General features: G+C 70.0%; 10 protein-coding genes. 6 read left to right on the top strand and 4 right to left on the bottom strand.

Annotated elements, in window-relative coordinates:
- The first annotated feature begins 212 nt into the window (after positions 1–212).
- A complete protein-coding gene (locus tag WMF14_RS29830) occupies positions 213–767 on the top strand; it encodes an RBBP9/YdeN family alpha/beta hydrolase (RefSeq protein WP_437791533.1) in 555 nt (184 codons plus the stop codon).
- Positions 768–783: 16 nt separating this feature from the next.
- Here the strand turns inward: WMF14_RS29830 and WMF14_RS29825 are convergent, their stop codons facing one another.
- Both WMF14_RS29825 and WMF14_RS29820 read right to left on the bottom strand, forming a co-directional pair.
- Positions 784–1,242, bottom strand: a complete 459-nt coding sequence (locus WMF14_RS29825) for a hypothetical protein (protein WP_437791531.1) — start codon at positions 1,240–1,242, stop codon at positions 784–786.
- Positions 1,243–1,349: 107 nt separating this feature from the next.
- Complete coding sequence (locus WMF14_RS29820; RefSeq protein WP_437791529.1) at positions 1,350–5,651, bottom strand: CARDB domain-containing protein; 4,302 nt, start codon at positions 5,649–5,651, stop codon at positions 1,350–1,352.
- Positions 5,652–5,909: 258 nt separating this feature from the next.
- On the opposite strand from WMF14_RS29820, the gene WMF14_RS29815 reads away from it, so the two are divergent.
- On the top strand, positions 5,910–6,737 hold the full coding sequence (locus WMF14_RS29815; RefSeq protein ID WP_437791527.1) for an SDR family oxidoreductase: 828 nt from the start codon (positions 5,910–5,912) through the stop codon (positions 6,735–6,737).
- A gap of 57 nt (positions 6,738–6,794) precedes the next feature.
- Entirely contained in the window at positions 6,795–8,015 is a 1,221-nt protein-coding gene (locus WMF14_RS29810) for a lanthionine synthetase C family protein (protein ID WP_437791525.1), read from the top strand.
- A gap of 44 nt (positions 8,016–8,059) precedes the next feature.
- On the opposite strand, the gene WMF14_RS29805 is transcribed toward WMF14_RS29810, so the two are convergent.
- Positions 8,060–9,013, bottom strand: coding sequence for a hypothetical protein (locus WMF14_RS29805; protein ID WP_437791523.1), 954 nt, complete (start codon positions 9,011–9,013; stop codon positions 8,060–8,062).
- Positions 9,014–9,351: 338 nt separating this feature from the next.
- Here WMF14_RS29805 and WMF14_RS29800 point away from each other — a divergent pair, with 338 nt between their 5' ends.
- On the top strand, positions 9,352–12,345 hold the full coding sequence (locus WMF14_RS29800) for a PEP/pyruvate-binding domain-containing protein (RefSeq protein WP_437791520.1): 2,994 nt from the start codon (positions 9,352–9,354) through the stop codon (positions 12,343–12,345).
- Positions 12,346–12,361: 16 nt separating this feature from the next.
- On the opposite strand, the gene WMF14_RS29795 is transcribed toward WMF14_RS29800, so the two are convergent.
- Entirely contained in the window at positions 12,362–13,207 is an 846-nt protein-coding gene (locus WMF14_RS29795) for a hypothetical protein (protein ID WP_437791517.1), read from the bottom strand.
- A gap of 519 nt (positions 13,208–13,726) precedes the next feature.
- Here WMF14_RS29795 and WMF14_RS29790 point away from each other — a divergent pair.
- Positions 13,727–14,767: a Gfo/Idh/MocA family protein gene (locus WMF14_RS29790; RefSeq protein WP_437791514.1), complete on the top strand. Its 1,041-nt coding sequence runs from the start codon at positions 13,727–13,729 to the stop codon at positions 14,765–14,767.
- A gap of 14 nt (positions 14,768–14,781) precedes the next feature.
- Positions 14,782–14,919, top strand: coding sequence for a hypothetical protein (locus WMF14_RS29785; RefSeq protein ID WP_437791511.1), 138 nt, complete (start codon positions 14,782–14,784; stop codon positions 14,917–14,919).
- Positions 14,920–14,954 lie beyond the last annotated feature (35 nt).

The raw sequence follows: 14,954 nt of genomic DNA, 5'->3' as shown, positions 1-14,954 counted from the left end.
GACATGAGTCGCGACGCCCCGGGGCGACCCGCGCACGGCCGAACGCAACTTTTTCTACGCGTCCCGCCTCCTTGCTGGAAAAGCGAGTGATATCAACGGCTTGTCCACGCGTCGAAGGGGTCGACTCCGCTCCGAGGTCTGCGGGGTGGCGACGAGGTGATTTTCACCCGCTTCCTCTGTACCCTCCTCGTTCGCGGGGAGGTCTTCTCACGATGCTTTCGCTGCTCATCGTCCCTGGCTACAGCGGCTCCGGCCCTCGCCACTGGCAGACGCTCTGGGAGCAGAAGCTCTCCTTCGCGCGCCGCGTGGAGATGCCCGACTGGGAACACCCTGACCGACGCGCGTGGGTCGAGGCGCTCGACCGGGCGGTCGCCGCCAGCGCTGAGCCCCCGGTGCTCGTCGCGCACAGCTGCGGCGTCAGCACGGCGGTCCACTGGGCGGCGCTGGGCGCGCGACCCGTGCGCGCCGCGCTGCTCGTCGCGCCGGCCGACACCGAATCGCCGAGCTACCCGCGCGAGGCGTCGACGTTCCACCCGCTGCCCAGCGGCAGACTCCCGTTCCCGTCGATGGTCGTCGCGAGCTCGAACGACCCGTACTGCACCCCGGAGCGAGCCGAAGCCTTCGCGCGCGCCTGGGGGAGCCGCTTCATCCATGCGGGGCCGTGCGGGCACATCAACGTCGACGCCGGCTTCGGGCCCTGGCCCGAGGGCGAGCGGCTCCTCGCTGCGCTGATAGGCGAGCCCGTCTCTCGGGTGTTTCGCGCTTGAGGCGGCGAGCGCCGTCTCAGCGATTCTCGGCCTGGGCCGGGACCTCGAGGCGCAACGCCCATGCCTCGTAGGCCGGCACGCCCAGCGCGGCGAGCGAGGGGAGGATCACGCGGTCGATCCGCTCGTAGAAGGCGCGCGCCGCGGCCGGGCGCGAGGGGATCCCGAGGTTCGGGCCGGAGGGCGGCGGCGCGTCGGGCAACGGGCCGCCGTCGGCCAGGCAAGGATCGGTGGTGTGCTGCTGGAGGACGTCGAGGATGCCGACGGACGCGGATTCGCCCACGCAGAACATCGATGCTGTCCACCGGGCGACGAAGAGATGGGCCGGAAGGCCGTTTCGCGGGAGCTGGAGATCCGAGGGGGCGAGGGTCGCTCCGTGGTTGCCGCCGAGCGCCTCGGCCGCGCGCGCGCACAGCTCGGTGTGGCGAGCCTCGTCCTGGAGGAGGCGCGAGGCCGCGGTCGTGACCTCCAGGGGCAAGCGCAGCTCGGCGAAGCGGGCGATGGCTTCGTGCGCGACGGCGTGTTGATGTGCACCGGCGACGTCGGAGGAGCGCCGTCACGCCCGCGAACTGTGGAAACGGGCGATCAGAAGCTGACGACGAGCTCGCCGCCGGCCATGGCGTTGTTGCCCTCGAGGAGCTCGGGGATTTCGCGGTAGGCGTCCACGATGGCGCCGAGCGTGTAGGTGTCCACGGGGACGTAGGTGTCAGAGGGGACAACGAGGCTATCGCACTGGCCGACGCCGAGGCCCGGCACCCAGGCGCCTCCGGCGAGGAAGTCGGCCGTCGTGATCGTCGCGTCGGCCGACAGCCGGACCTCCACCATGGTGCCGTAGCTCGGGGCCGTCCCCTCGTTGCACACGGTGATCGAGGCGTCGAAGAGGCTGCCCTGCGTGGCGCTCGCCGGGCCGCTCACCGCCGAGATGACGAGATCGGGGCCGTAGCCGATGGCCATCAGCTCGCCGGCGGCGGTGTTGTTGGTCTCGATGAGCTCCTGGACCGGGCCGTTCAGGTCCACGATCGCGCCCAGGTGGTAGGCTCCGTCGGGAGCGTAGGCGCCGGCGGCCACGGTGATGTTTTCGCACTGGCCAGGGCTCAGCCCGGGGACATAGCCGTTGCCGACATGGATATCGGAGGGCGTGACCGTCCCGTCCGACGACAGCAGCACATCGACGCTCGTACCTCCGCTCGGGCTGGTGCCCTGGTTGCACACGGTGACGACGGCATCGAAGCCGCTGCCCGGCGCGGCGGTCGATGGGCCGCTCACGGACGCAGTGAGATCCGGCCGGTAACCGACGCCGAACACGCTGCTCGTGTTGGTGTTGTTGGTCTCGATGAGCTCCTGCATCCAGCCGTTGGGGTCCACCGTGGCGGCGAGGCGATAGGCGCCGTCGGGCGCCGCCAGGTAGGTGGGGATTGCCACGACCGTGCACTGGCCGCGATCCAGGTACGGCACCGGCGCGCTTCCGGCATAGAACCCGGTGCTCACCTCCTGGTCGCCGGCCGCCAGGCGCAGCTCCACGTCGGTGCCGTAGCTCGGCTGCGTGCCCTGGTTGCAGACGGTGACCGCGGCGTTGAAGCTGCTGCCCGGGAGGGCGCTGGGCGGGGCGGCCACCGCCGAGACGATGAGGTCCGGTCGATGGCCGACGCCGATCACGCTGCCCGCCGCGGCGTTGTTGGTCTCGATGAGCTCGGGAGTCCAGCCGTGCGGATCGACGATCGCGCCCAGGTGGTAGGCGCCTTCAGGCACGTAAGCGTTCGCCGGGAAGGTCACGGTGGCGCACTGGCCCGGCGCCAGGTAAGGCGCCGGCCCGTTGCCGGCCAGGAAGTCGGCCGTCGTGATGGTCGCATCCGACGAGAGGCGGAGCTCCACGTCGCCGCCGTAGCCCGGCTGCGTGCCCTGATTGCAGACGGTGACGGAGGCGTCGAATCCGCTGCCCGGCATGGCGCTGGGCGGGCCGCTGATAGCCGAGACGACGAGGTCGGGCTGGAAGCCCACGCCGATGAGGTCGCCCGAGGCGGCGTTGTTGGACTCGATCAGCTCTTCTTGCCAGTCGTACGCGTCGACGATCGCTCCGAGGTGATAGGCGCCATCGGGAACATAGGCGCTCGCGAAGACGGGCACGGAGGTGCACTGCCCGGGCGCGAGGAAGGGGACCATGCCGTGTCCTGCCGGCGTGTCGTCGTGCGTGATCGTGGCGTCGGCGGACAGGTAGAGATCCACGTCGGCGCCGTAGCTCGGCTGCGTGCCCTGGTTGCAGACGGTGACGGAAGCATCGAATCCGCTGCCCGGCATGGCGCTGGGCGCGCCGTCGACCGCGGAGACGATGAGGTCGGGCGAGTAGCCGACGCCGATCACGGCGCTCACCGCGGCGTTGTTCGTCTCGATGAGCTCGGGGATCCAGTTGTCCCGGTCGACGATCGCGCCCAGGTGATAGGCGCCTTCGGGCACGTACGCGCTCGCCGGGAAGGTCACGGTGGCGCACTGGCCCGGATCCAGGTACGGCACCGGACCGTTGCCAGCAGGGGAGTCGGCCAACGTGAGGGTCGCGTCGGCGGAGAGGAGCAGCTGCACCTGGGCGCCGTAGCTCGTCTGTGTGCCCTGGTTGCAGACCGTGACCGACGCGTCGAAGCTTCCGCCTGGGATCATGCTCGGCGGCCCGCTCACGGCGGAGACGACGAGATCCGGCGCGTAGCCGACGCCGATCACGCTGCCCGCCCCGGCGTTGTTGGTCTCGATGAGCTCGGCGATCGCGCCGTTCGGGTCCACGATCGCGCCGAGGTGATGCGCGCCGTCGGGCGCATAGGCGATCGCGGGCACGGCGACGGAGGCGCACTGCCCGGGGCTCAGCCCGGGGACATAGCCGCTCCCGGCGTGGGTGTCCGAGGGCGTGATCGCCCCGTCGCCCGACAGGAGCAGCTCGACGTTTACGCCGTAGCTCGGGGTCGTGCCCTGATTGCAGACGGTGACGGCGGCGTTGAAGCTGCTGCCGGGCGTGACGCTCGACGGCCCGCTCACGGCAGAGACGACGAGGTCGGGCCAATAGCCGACGCCGATCAGATCGCCCGGCGTCGCGTTGTTGGTCTCGATCAACTCGGGCTGCCAGCCGTGCGGATCGACGATCCCGCCGAGGTGATAGGCGCCGTCGGCCACGTAGACGCCGCAGGGGATCGTCACGGCCGCGCACCGGCCGGGATCCAGGTAAGGCGTCGGCGCGCTGCCCGCGAGCGCATCGGCCTGCGTGATCGTGGCGTCGGCGGACAGGCGCAGCTCCACCATGCTGGAGCCCGGGGTCGTGCCCTGGTTGCAGACGGTGATCTCTGCCTCGAAGCCGCTGCCCGGCAGGACGCTGGGCGGGCCGCTCACGGATGCGACGATGAAGTCAGGCCAGTAGCCGACGCCGATCAGAGAGCCCGAGCCCGCGTTGTTGGTCTCGATGAGCTCGGGGACCCAGCCGTGCGGGTCGACGATCGCGCCGAGGTGGTAGGCACCCTCGGGCACATAAGCGTTCGCCGGAAAGGTCACGGTGGCGCACTGGCCCGGATCCAGGTACGGCACAGGACCGCCGCCGCCGGCGAGGAAGTCGGCCGTCGTGAGCGTCGCATCCGCGGAGAGGCGCAGCTCCACCTGGGCGCCGTAGCTCGTCTGCGTGCCCTGATTGCAGACGGTGACCGATGCGTCGAAGCCGCCGCCGGGGAAGATGCTGGGCGGCCCGCTCACGGAGGAGACGATCAGGTCGGGCCCGTGGCCGATGCCGATCAAGCTGCCCGACGCGGCATTGTTGGCCTCGTTCAGCTCTTCTTGCCAGTTGTACAGATCGACGATCGCGCCGAGGTGATAGACGCCTTCGGGCACGTACGCGCTCGCAGGGATGGTCACCGCCGCGCATTGCCCGGGATCCAGGTACGGCGCCTGGGCGCCGCCGGCGGGCGGGTCGGTCCCCGTGATGGTCTCGTCGGCTGACAGGCGCAGCTCCAGGGCTGCGCTGTAGCTCGGGGTCGTGCCCTGGTTGCAGACGGTGACGGTGGCGCCGAAGCCGCTGCCCGGAAGGGCGCTCGGCGGGGCGCTCACCGAGGAGACGATGAGATCCGGCCGATGGCCGATGCCGATCACGTCGCCCGCTGCGGCGTTGTTGGTCTCGATGAGCTCGGGAACCCCGCCGTACCGATCGACGATCGCGCCCAGGTGGTAGGCGCCGTCAGGCGCGTAAGCGCCCACGTGGAGCGTCCTCGTGGTGCACTGCCCCGGATCGAGGTACGGCACCAGCTCGCCGCCGATGGGCACGTCGTTCGCCATGATGATCGCGTCCGAGGAGAGGTACAGCTCCACGTTGCTGCCATAGCTCGGCTGCGTGCCCTGGTTGCAGACGGTGACCGAGGCGTCGAACCAGGCGCCGGGCATCTGGCTCGGCGGCCCGCTCACCGCCGAGACGATGAGATCCGGGCCGTAGCCGACGCCGATCTCGCCCGCCAGCGCCGTGTTGTTGGTCTCCGAGAGCTCGATCACCTGGTCGAGCTGGTCCACCACGACGCCGAGCGTGTACACGCCGTCGGGCACGGCCGCCGTGGTCTCGGCGCCGACCTCGACGCATTGCCCCGGGCCGAGGTACCCCAGCGGCGCATAGCCGACGGCCGGATCCGATGGTGTGATGATGTCGTCGTCCGACAGGCGCACCTCGACATGGGTGCCGTAGCTCGCCGAGTTGCCCTGGTTGCACACGGTGACGGACGTCGTGAAATAGCTGCCCGGCACGGCGCTCCGGGGCGCGCTCACGCTCGAGATCACGAGGTCGGGCTCGTCGTCTGTGAGCGCCCCGATCGCGGCCCCGATCGGCTCGGGATCGTCCGGGGGTCCGCCGCTCCCGCACCCCACGGTCATCGCCAGCATGCCGAACACAAAGCACGCCCGTCGCACAAGAGATACTCTTAGGCTGAGCATAGAGAATCAGGAGAAGCTGGGGGCGCGTCCACGTCAAGGGGGTCGCAGATTCTCGCCGGAGTTTCGCGGGATAGGGACGTTAGGCCGTCACGAGGTGGGGGCGCCTCGCTTCCCCGGCGTCTTCCGTGACGTCTTCCGTTTCCGTGGCGCGCGCGCGCCGTGACCTTGCGCCTTGCGCCCACCGCCGGAACCTGAGAGAGGAGCATCATGAACGGGAAGGTCTGCATCGTCACCGGGGGCAACACGGGCATTGGCAAGGAGACGGCCCGCGGCCTCGCTCAGCGCGGCGCGAAGGTGGTGCTGGCGTGCCGCGACACCGGAAGAGGGGAGGCGGCGCGCGACGACATCGCCCGCTCCACCGGCCGCAAGGACGTGGAGGTGATCGCGCTGGATCTCGGGAGCAAGGCGAGCATCCGCGCCTTCGGCGAGCGCTTCCGCGCGGCGCACGAGCGCCTGGACGTCCTGGTGAACAACGCCGGGGTGTGGCGGAACTCGCGCGGCACGACCGAGGACGGGATCGAGGCGACGTTCGGGGTGAACCACGTGGGGACGTGGTTGCTCACGCAGGACCTCCTCCCGCTCCTGAAGAAGAGCGCGCCGTCGCGGGTCGTCGTCCTGTCCTCGAAGCTGCATTACCGCGGCCGGATGGACTGGGAGGACCTGCAGTTCGAGCGGCGGAAGTACGGCACGACCGCGGCGTACACCCAGTCGAAGCTCGCGAACGTGCTCTTCACCAAGGCGCTGGCCCGACGGCTCGAGGGCACCGGCGTCACGGTCAACGCCGTCCATCCGGGCGTGGTCAGGACGGACTTGATGCGCGATTATCCAAAGCTCCTTGTGAAGCTCTTCAACCTGTTCCTGCTCACGCCCGAGCGAGGGGCCGAGTGCTCGCTGCACGTGGCCACGGCGCCGGAGCTGGCCGGGGTGACGGGCGAGTACTTCGAGAAGAGCCGTATCAAGCCGGCGGCGGCGGAGGCGCTCGACGAGGCCGCGCAGGAGCGGCTCTGGGCCCTGACCGAGGCGCTGGCGGCGTAGCGCCGCGCGGCGGCCCGCGGTCGAGCGCGACGCTCGCAGAGCAGGCAAAGGCACCGTATGCTGCACGAACCCGAGCGCCACGAGGCATTGACGTCCGTCGCATGGGACGAGGACGTCGCCCGCGACGCCATCGAGGGCATCGTTCGCGACACCGAGGGGCGCTTCTCGGATGACGCGTACTGGCCGCTGCACCCGAAGGACGTCGAGCCCGGCGACGACCCGAGCCAGCCGGCGCTGCCGCTCTACCACGGCGCTGCAGGCGTCATCTGGGCGCTGCGCTACCTCCGAGAGGTGGGGGCGGCGCCGGGCGCGAGGCGCACCACCGAGCAGCTCGACGCGCTCTTGCTTCGCAACCGCGCATGGCTGGCCTCGATGCCGGGTGACGAGAGCGCCGCGTTCATGATGGGGGACACGCCCATCCTCCTGATGGCGCAGGGCGAGCAGCCCACCGACGAGCGAGCCGACCGGCTCGCGGCGCTCATCGAGGGCAACCTCGACCACCCGGCGCGCGAGCTGATGTGGGGGGCGCCCGGCACCATGCTGGCGGCGTCGTTCCTGCACGAGCGCTTCGGCGACGCGCGCTGGGCCGAGCTCTTCCGCCGCACCGCCGCGCGCCTCTGGTCGCAGCTCCAGTGGTCCGACGAGCACGGCTGCCATTACTGGTCGCAGGACCTCTATGGCCGCCGGAGCACCTATCTCGACGCCGTCCACGGGTTCGTCGCGACCGCGCGCGCGCTCCTCCACGGCCGGCGCCTGCTGGACGCGGGCGACTGGGCAGCCTGGGAGCAGGTCATCGCCACCACGATCGGGCGGACAGCCACGCGAGAAGGCAGAATGGCCAGCTGGCCGGCGCAGCTGGCTTTACAAGGCGAAGCCCCGTACCCCCGGCTCATGCAGTTCTGCCATGGCGCGCCCGGCTTCGTCATCTGTCTTGCCGAACTCCCCGGCCCCACGCTCGACGAGCTCCTCTGTGCCGCTGGCGAGGCGACGTGGGCGGCCGGCCCGCTTTGCAAAGGCTCGAACCTTTGCCATGGCACGGGCGGAAACGGCTACGCCTTCCTCAAGCTCCACGCGCGCACGGGCGACGCGCTCTGGCTTCATCGCGCGCGCGCCTTCGCGATGCACGGCATCCTTCAGACGAAGGAGGACGCGCGCCGGTACGGACAGCTGCGCTACTCGCTCTGGACGGGCGATCTGGGGTTCGCGATCTACCTCTGGGACTGCATCCGGGCCAAACCAGCTTTCCCGACGCTCGATGTCTTCTATCCGCCCGCGTAGCGGAGCCCTGGAGGCGCTGCGGCCCTCGCCCGGCTCACGAGGCCTCAGGGGCAGCTCGGCCGCCACGCGTCGTCGGCGAAGTACCGGGCGATGAGATCGTGGAGCTGGCGATCGTAGTCGCGCAGCTCGGCCCGGGTATCGATCTCGTTGTGGATCCCGTTCGTGGGGATCGCCTCGGTGTTGGCGTCGAACCAGGACTGGACCCCCTCGGCCCAGTATTCGTCCTTGTTCGTCGCCGCGTAGGTGTTCTCCCATTTCCCGGCCTGGAGCGCGGCATCGAAGACGTCCTCGAGCTCCCTGTCGAACGTCGGCTCGACGAAGGCGATGCCCATGATCGCGACGGCGTGCGAGAACTCGTGCACCAGGATGTCCTCGCCGAGGTACGGATCGCTCGGGTAACACAGGACGTTCTCCTCCGCGCAGGAGCTCGCGGGCCGGGCGGGGGTCGCGCCGAGGCCGCGGGCCCGCGTGTCCCAGTCCGTCCCCGGGAACGCCTCGTACAGGTCGCTGTGCTCGGGGATGTCGGTCGTCACCTCCGTCTCCGCCATCACGGCGACGCGCGTGTGGTTCTCGATCATCGCCTGACGCACGTCGTCGCGGTGGCCGAGCATCCGGACGACCACCGAGCACGCGCGCAGCAGCGCCGCGTCAGGCACCTTCTCGGAGCTGATGACGGGAATCCCGGCGGCGTCGATGTACTTCTTGTAGAAAGGGTCGAATCCCAGCTCGGACGGCACCTCCGAGACGCTCCCGCACCCGCCCTCCGGCTCTCCTCCTCCTCCGCCGCCGCCGGCCCCGGCGCCCGTCGCGGCGCTGGAGGTCGCGCCCTCGGCCGCGCTCGAGCTGGCCTCCGCGGCGCCGCCGGAGCCGCCGCTGCCGGCTGGACCCGCGCCGCCGCCGCCCGCGCCGCCCTCGTCGGCCGGCGACTCCGAACAGGCGGCCAGGGCGCAGGTGAGGAGAGCGATCCATGCATATCGACCATGCACGCTTTCACGCATGCGGGCGATGCTACATGAGCTCAGACCAGCATCCAAGTCGCGCGCCGGCTGAATGGGCCGTTGACCGTGTGCGCCGGCGCAGCCCCCTGGCGGTGACGGCGCAGGGGCTGGCACAGCCCGGCGCACGGCGGGCCAGGCCGTGTGGCCGGGCGGCTTGGTTCCATGCGTTTTCTGCGATGGGCCAGGCGCGGGTGCGTGCGGCACGCTGCGTGCTGACGCAGCGGGCATGATGGGGCGGGCATGACGGAGCAGGCACGACGGGAGCACACATGACGGAGCGCTCACCCAGCAATCACCACGTTCATCCTTGGTCCCAGCCGCGCGCAGCGGCGGCCCTCTTGTCGCTCGCCCTCGGCGTCGGCTGTTCGGGCGAGGTCCAGAAGCCCCCGCCGGAGCCGGAGGTGTGCGACTTCGAGCTTCCTGTGGCCGCCGCGCCCGCGCTGAGCGGCGATCTCCGCATCAACGAGGTGATGACGGGCAACGACGGCGCCTGGGTCGATGAGGTCGGCGAGACGGACGACTTCATCGAGCTGATAAACATCGGCCAGCGCGCGCTCGATCTCGGGGAGTACTCGGTGAGCGACAAGTCCGGCAAGGCGACGCCGCTGCCGCGGATGACGATCGAGCCGGGGCGAGGGGTGCTGCTCTGGGCCGACGACACGCCGGAGCAGGGCCCGCTACACCTGCCGTTCAAGCTCTCGAACTCGGGCGCGCGCGTGGCGCTGTGGTCGGCGTCGTGCCAGCTCGCCGACCTGGTGAATGTGCCGGAGCTGCCGCGGTCCGAGAGCTACGCGCGCTTGCCCGACGGCACGGGCGAGCTGTCGATCTGCCGCTATGCCACGCCCGACCGGGAGAACGGCGAGACCTGCGGTCCGCCGGATCCACCGAACCTCGACGACAGCATCCGCTTCGCGCCTTTCCAGTGGCCCGAGCCGTTCCCGGCCATCGCCGGGCCGCTGGTCATCTCCGAGCTCTCGCTGCGGCCCGCGGGGTTCGTCGAGGTGCTGAACGCGAGCGGCGCGCCCGTCGCGCTCGACGGCTTCGCGCTGCGCCTCGCGGCGCTCTCTCCGGGGCAAGCGCTGCCCGGCGCCGATGCGGGCGTGCTGCTCGCGTGGCCCGAGCCGTCCGCCACGCTCGCGCCCGGGGAGCGGGTGAGCGTCCCGGTGAGCGCGAGCGAGACGGCCGACCTCGAGGCCTCGCCCGAGTTCGAGGGCGTGGCGACGCTGTGGCGCGAGGACACGCCGGAGCCGAGCGATCGCATCGACTTCATGGCCTGGCCCGAAGGCGCGTCGCTGGCCCGCGTGCCCGACGCCACCGGGGCGCCGCGCTTCTGCGGGGCTGCGAGCCCCGGCGCCGCGAACGAGGGCTGCGCCGAGCTCCCGGGGCGCGAGCTCGCGAGCGGGCGCGCGCACCGGCTGGAGACGGCCGCGGACTTCGCCGAGCTGGCCGAGGGCGGCACCGCGGTCGGCGAGCTCGGCGTCAAGTTCGTGGTCGACATGGCAGCGAACGACACGGTGCACCTCCTGAGCACGCGCCAGTGGGCGCTCCATTACACCTGGGTTCGCGAGCAGATCCGGAAGGAGCCGCACCTCGATCGCTGCGACCCGGAGCAAGCCGCGGAGTTCAACGTCGGCTGGGGGTTGTTCAGCCAGACCGAGTACTTCCGGTCCGAGGGCCGCCGCTACCTCCTCGGCACCCTTGTCGAGCACACCAACGGCGCCAGGACCGTCGAGTTCTCGCCCGGCGACCAGATCGTCGGCGAGCAGATGCGGCGCGCGTTCTTCGCGGCCATGAAGGCGGTGCCCGACCCGGAGGCGTGGGCGATACGGCCCACCGAAGGGCGCCAGATCATCGAGCTGCGGAAGATCGAAGGGACCGCGCCCATCGTGGGGCCGAACGCGCCGTACAAGGGGCTCACGTACCAGTCGCTCAACCCGGCCGAGGGCTTTGGCACGCTGACGTTCGTCCCGGCGCGTGATCTGGAGTCGGCCGAGCTCGGACCGAACGTCATCGTGGTGACCGACGACGTGCCGAACGAGACCGCGTTCATGGGCGGCCTCATCACGGAAGCGTTCCAGACGCCGCTGGCGCACGTGAACGTGCTGGCGCGCGGCCGGGGCACGCCGAACATGGCCCTGCGCGGCGCGCGCGACGACGAGCGCCTGAAGGCCCTTTTCGGCAAGCTGGTGCGGCTCGAGGTGCGCGCGTCGGACTTCGACATCCGCGAGGCCACCGCGCAGGAGGCGGACGCTTACTGGGAGAAGCGCAAGCCGACCGGCGAGCGGCTGTCGCCGGCGCTCGACCTCTCCGTGCGCGGGATCGTGCCGCTCGACGCCGCGGGCTACGCCATGGGCGACAGCATCGGCTCCAAGGCGGCAGGCATGGCCGAGCTGTACCGCGTGAGCGGCGTGGGGCAGTATTGCCCGCTCGACCTGCTGCCGCTGTACGTGCCGCCCGCCGCGTTCGCGATCCCGTTCTCGCACTACATGGACCATTTCGAGGCGAGCGGCGCGGCGGAGCTCCTGGCCGAGCTCGAGCAGGATCCCGAGTTCCGCGCCGATCCGCACGCGCACGCCGAGGGCCTGGCCGAGGTGCGGGCGCGGATGCTTGCGCACCCGGTGGACCCCGCGATTCTGCGCGAGGTCACGGGCGCGATCGAACAGCGCTTCGGCGGCGACCGCGTGCGCCTGCGCAGCAGCAGCAACACCGAGGATCTCGCGACCTTCAACGGCGCGGGCCTGCACACGTCGACGAGCGGCGACCTGGACGCCGAGTCGAGCTCCATCGAGGACGCGCTGCGCACGGTCTGGTCGAGCCTGTGGAACACGCGCGCTTACGACGAGCGCGAGTTCGGCCACGTCGACCAGGCGCGCGCGGCCATGGCCGTGCTGGTGCACCAGGCCTGGCAATCGGAGCGCGCGCAGGGCGTGGCCATCAGCCGCAACGCGCTCGACGCCACCCGCGACAGCCAGTACTACATCAACGCGCAGATCGGGGAAGCCTCGGTCACCAACCCCGCGCCCGGCGTGACCAGCGACGAGATCGTGTACACGCCGCCGCCTCGCACGATCAAGGCGGAGTACCACACGCGTTCGAGCCTGTCGCGCGGGCGCGACGTGCTGTCGTTCCCGGAGATCCAGCGGCTCGGGTGCGTGCTCGAGTCCGTCCACGCTCATTACCGGCCGCTGGTCGACCCGAAGGGGGAGAACCACCTCTACGCGATGCAGATCGAATGGAAGCTGATCGGCCCGGAGCGCCGGCTGCTGGTCAAGCAGGCGCGGCCCTACAGCTTCGGCACGCTGAACGCGCCCGGCGACTGCCGCGAATACTAGACGCGACGCCTCCCTCTCATTCGAGGAAAACCGTGATCGGCTGGAGGTTCATGGTGGCCGAGCGGTTCGCCGGATCCGTGAAACAGGAAGGGTGATAGATGCCATTCTTGGGGGCGATGGGGTCGCAATAGGTGTCACACGAGCCGAGACGCTGGATCGCCCCGCACGGCTGGATGGAGCCGGTCGTCTGGTCGATGTGCCCGGCGGCGCAGTCACGGAGGGCCGCGCGTGAGGCCGCATCGTTCTCTGGAACATGGCAGGCATAGAGCGCCGGCGAGCTCCCGTAGATGTTGCCCCAGAATGCACCCTCCTCCCTCGTGAACGTGAACAGCTCCGGGGTGTTTTGTTTGTTGATCGCCTTGGTGGGTCCACGCGAGGAGAGCAAGACGGGGACCCTGTAGTAGTTGGTGCGCGCCGCGAGGCACGCCGAGACCCAGCGCTGTTCTTCACCAACCAGCGGGGCCCACGCCCAGCTCCTGGCGAGCCCGAGCACGCCTGTGTAGATTTCGTCGTGATAGACGCCAGAGGCGTCGAACCAGCCGAAGCGGAATGATTGCGAGCTATCGAGAGCGCACTCGACGGCGTACCTCAGGTGCTCGCGTGAGAGGGCGCCGTTCGGCCCGGGGTCCAGGATCGCGGTCAGCGCCTGCGAGCCAAGGGCATTGAAGCTCAAGGCGCCGACAGCCAGCCCGTTGGGGTTCAGGGCGTTGGGATTGAGCGCGTTGGGGTTGAGCGCGTTGGGGTTCAGCGCATTGCCGGCCTCCAGCGCGCTCGGCGCCTCGCCCAAGGCCGCTTCCAGCAACTCTCCGCCCTCGCCGCACCCGGTTCCGGCCAGAACGATGATCGGTATGAGACCTACCATGGAATTTCGAGCCATATCAGTCCCCCGCTGAAAGGCTGCAATTCTGGTAATAGTGGCAGAGTTTGCCGGTGCTGTCGAGCGAGCCGACGAAGTATTGACGTGACGTCCGACGGACAGACGTCTGGAGCGTGAGGGGGACTTCGATGGCAGTCGCTGTTCCGCCCCTGGGCGATCTCGGATATGTCATTGGCGGCGAGGAGATCGAGTGGCGCTCGGTGCGGCGGCGCCCCAGCGCTTCCGCAGGCACGTGCGGAGTTCGACGGAGACGGCCGCGAGGAGGATGCCTTTGATGAGCTGCTGTCGGCGGGGGGCATCTCGAGGACGCCAGGGCCCTTGTTGAGGACCTCGAAGAGGAGCGCTCCGGTCAGGCGGCAGCCGGCGGTCCCGATGCCACCTGACGTCGGGGCGCCTCCGATCACGCAGGCCGCGAAGGCGTCGAGCCCGTACATCGGGCCATCGTCGAGTCGAGCGTTTACAGGCGCGCCGCCGCCCGTTAGATTCGCGAGCAGCGAGGTGCCCATGTCCACATCTGTCCAAGGTCCGAAATCGAGCGAATCCCTCACCCCCGTGCGCTGGGGCGTCCTCGGGGCGAGCACCTTCGCGTTGACGGTCAGCCTGCCCGGCATGAAGCGGGGGCCCCTGACCCAGCTCGCCGCGCTGGCGTCGCGTGACGCCGGCAAGGCGCGGGACGCCGCGCGGTCGCTCGGGATCCCGAAGGCGTACGGCAGCTACGATGAGCTGCTCGAGGATCCGGAGATCGAGGCCGTCTACAACCCGCTGCCCAACCACCTGCACGTGAAGTGGACGGCGCGCGCGGCCCGCGCCGGCAAGCACGTCCTGTGCGAGAAGCCGATCGCGCTCAGCGCCAAGGACGCCGAGGCGCTTGTCGACGTCCAGCGCGAGACGGGCAAGCTGATCGCCGAGGCGTTCATGATCCGCAACCACCCGCAGTGGCAGCAGGCCAGGGACTGGGTGAGAGGCGGCCAGATAGGCGACCTTGTCAGCGTCCAGACGGCGTTCTCGTATTTCAACCGCGACGCCGCCAACATCCGCAACAAGAAGGAAGTCGGGGGCGGCGCGCTCTATGACATCGGCTGCTACGCGCTGAACACGTCGCGCTTCCTGTTCGAACGGGAGCCCGTGCGGGCCATCGCGCTCGTCGAGCGCGATCCCGAGTTCGGCACCGATCGCTTGACCTCGGGCCTGCTCGACTACGGCGGCGCGCACCTGACGTTCACGTGCAGCACGCAGGCGGCGGCCTACCAGCGCGTGAACGCGCTTGGCACCAAGGGCCGCATCGAGATCGAGGTTCCGTTCAATGCCCCCGCCGACCAGCCGTGCAAGGCATTCCTCGATGACGGCTCGACGCTGAACTGCAGCTCGGCCAGGGTCACCTCGTTCCCCGCCGTCGATCAGTACCACCTGCAGAGCGAGGCGTTCTCGCGCGCCATCCGCACGGGCAGCCCGGTCGAGAATCCGATCGAGGTCGCGGTGGGCAACATGCGGGTCATCGACGCGCTCTTCCGTTCCGTCGAGAGCGGGCGGTGGGAGAGGGTCTAGCGGCGCGTCAGCGCGTGACGGCGCCAATCCGGGCGATAACCAACGTTTACGTTTACGTTTACGTTTACGTTTACGTTTACGTTTACGTGGTCGTGGTCGTGGTCGTGGTCGTTCACGGCCTATCGTTGACGACCACGACCACGACCACGTAAACGACCACGACCACGTAAACGTTCGGATATAGGAG

This window comes from Sorangium sp. So ce693, assembly GCF_051521375.1.
Taxonomy (GTDB): Bacteria; Myxococcota_A; Polyangia; order Polyangiales; family Polyangiaceae; genus Sorangium; species Sorangium atrum.
The sequence above is the reverse complement of the archived record's forward strand: the minus strand, read 5'-3'. Positions and strand labels throughout refer to the sequence as shown.

What these genes read in the sequence shown, in the direction of transcription:
- WMF14_RS29830 (WP_437791533.1), top strand. Translation starts at nt 213, where the DNA reads ATGCTTTCGCTGCTCATCGTCCCTGGCTACAGCGGCTCCGGCCCTCGC.
- WMF14_RS29820 (WP_437791529.1), bottom strand. Translation starts at nt 5,651, where the DNA reads ATGCTGGCGATGACCGTGGGGTGCGGGAGCGGCGGACCCCCGGACGAT.
- WMF14_RS29815 (WP_437791527.1), top strand. Translation starts at nt 5,910, where the DNA reads ATGAACGGGAAGGTCTGCATCGTCACCGGGGGCAACACGGGCATTGGC.
- WMF14_RS29810 (WP_437791525.1), top strand. Translation starts at nt 6,795, where the DNA reads ATGCTGCACGAACCCGAGCGCCACGAGGCATTGACGTCCGTCGCATGG.
- WMF14_RS29805 (WP_437791523.1), bottom strand. Translation starts at nt 9,013, where the DNA reads ATGCGTGAAAGCGTGCATGGTCGATATGCATGGATCGCTCTCCTCACC.
- WMF14_RS29795 (WP_437791517.1), bottom strand. Translation starts at nt 13,207, where the DNA reads ATGGTAGGTCTCATACCGATCATCGTTCTGGCCGGAACCGGGTGCGGC.
- WMF14_RS29790 (WP_437791514.1), top strand. Translation starts at nt 13,727, where the DNA reads ATGTCCACATCTGTCCAAGGTCCGAAATCGAGCGAATCCCTCACCCCC.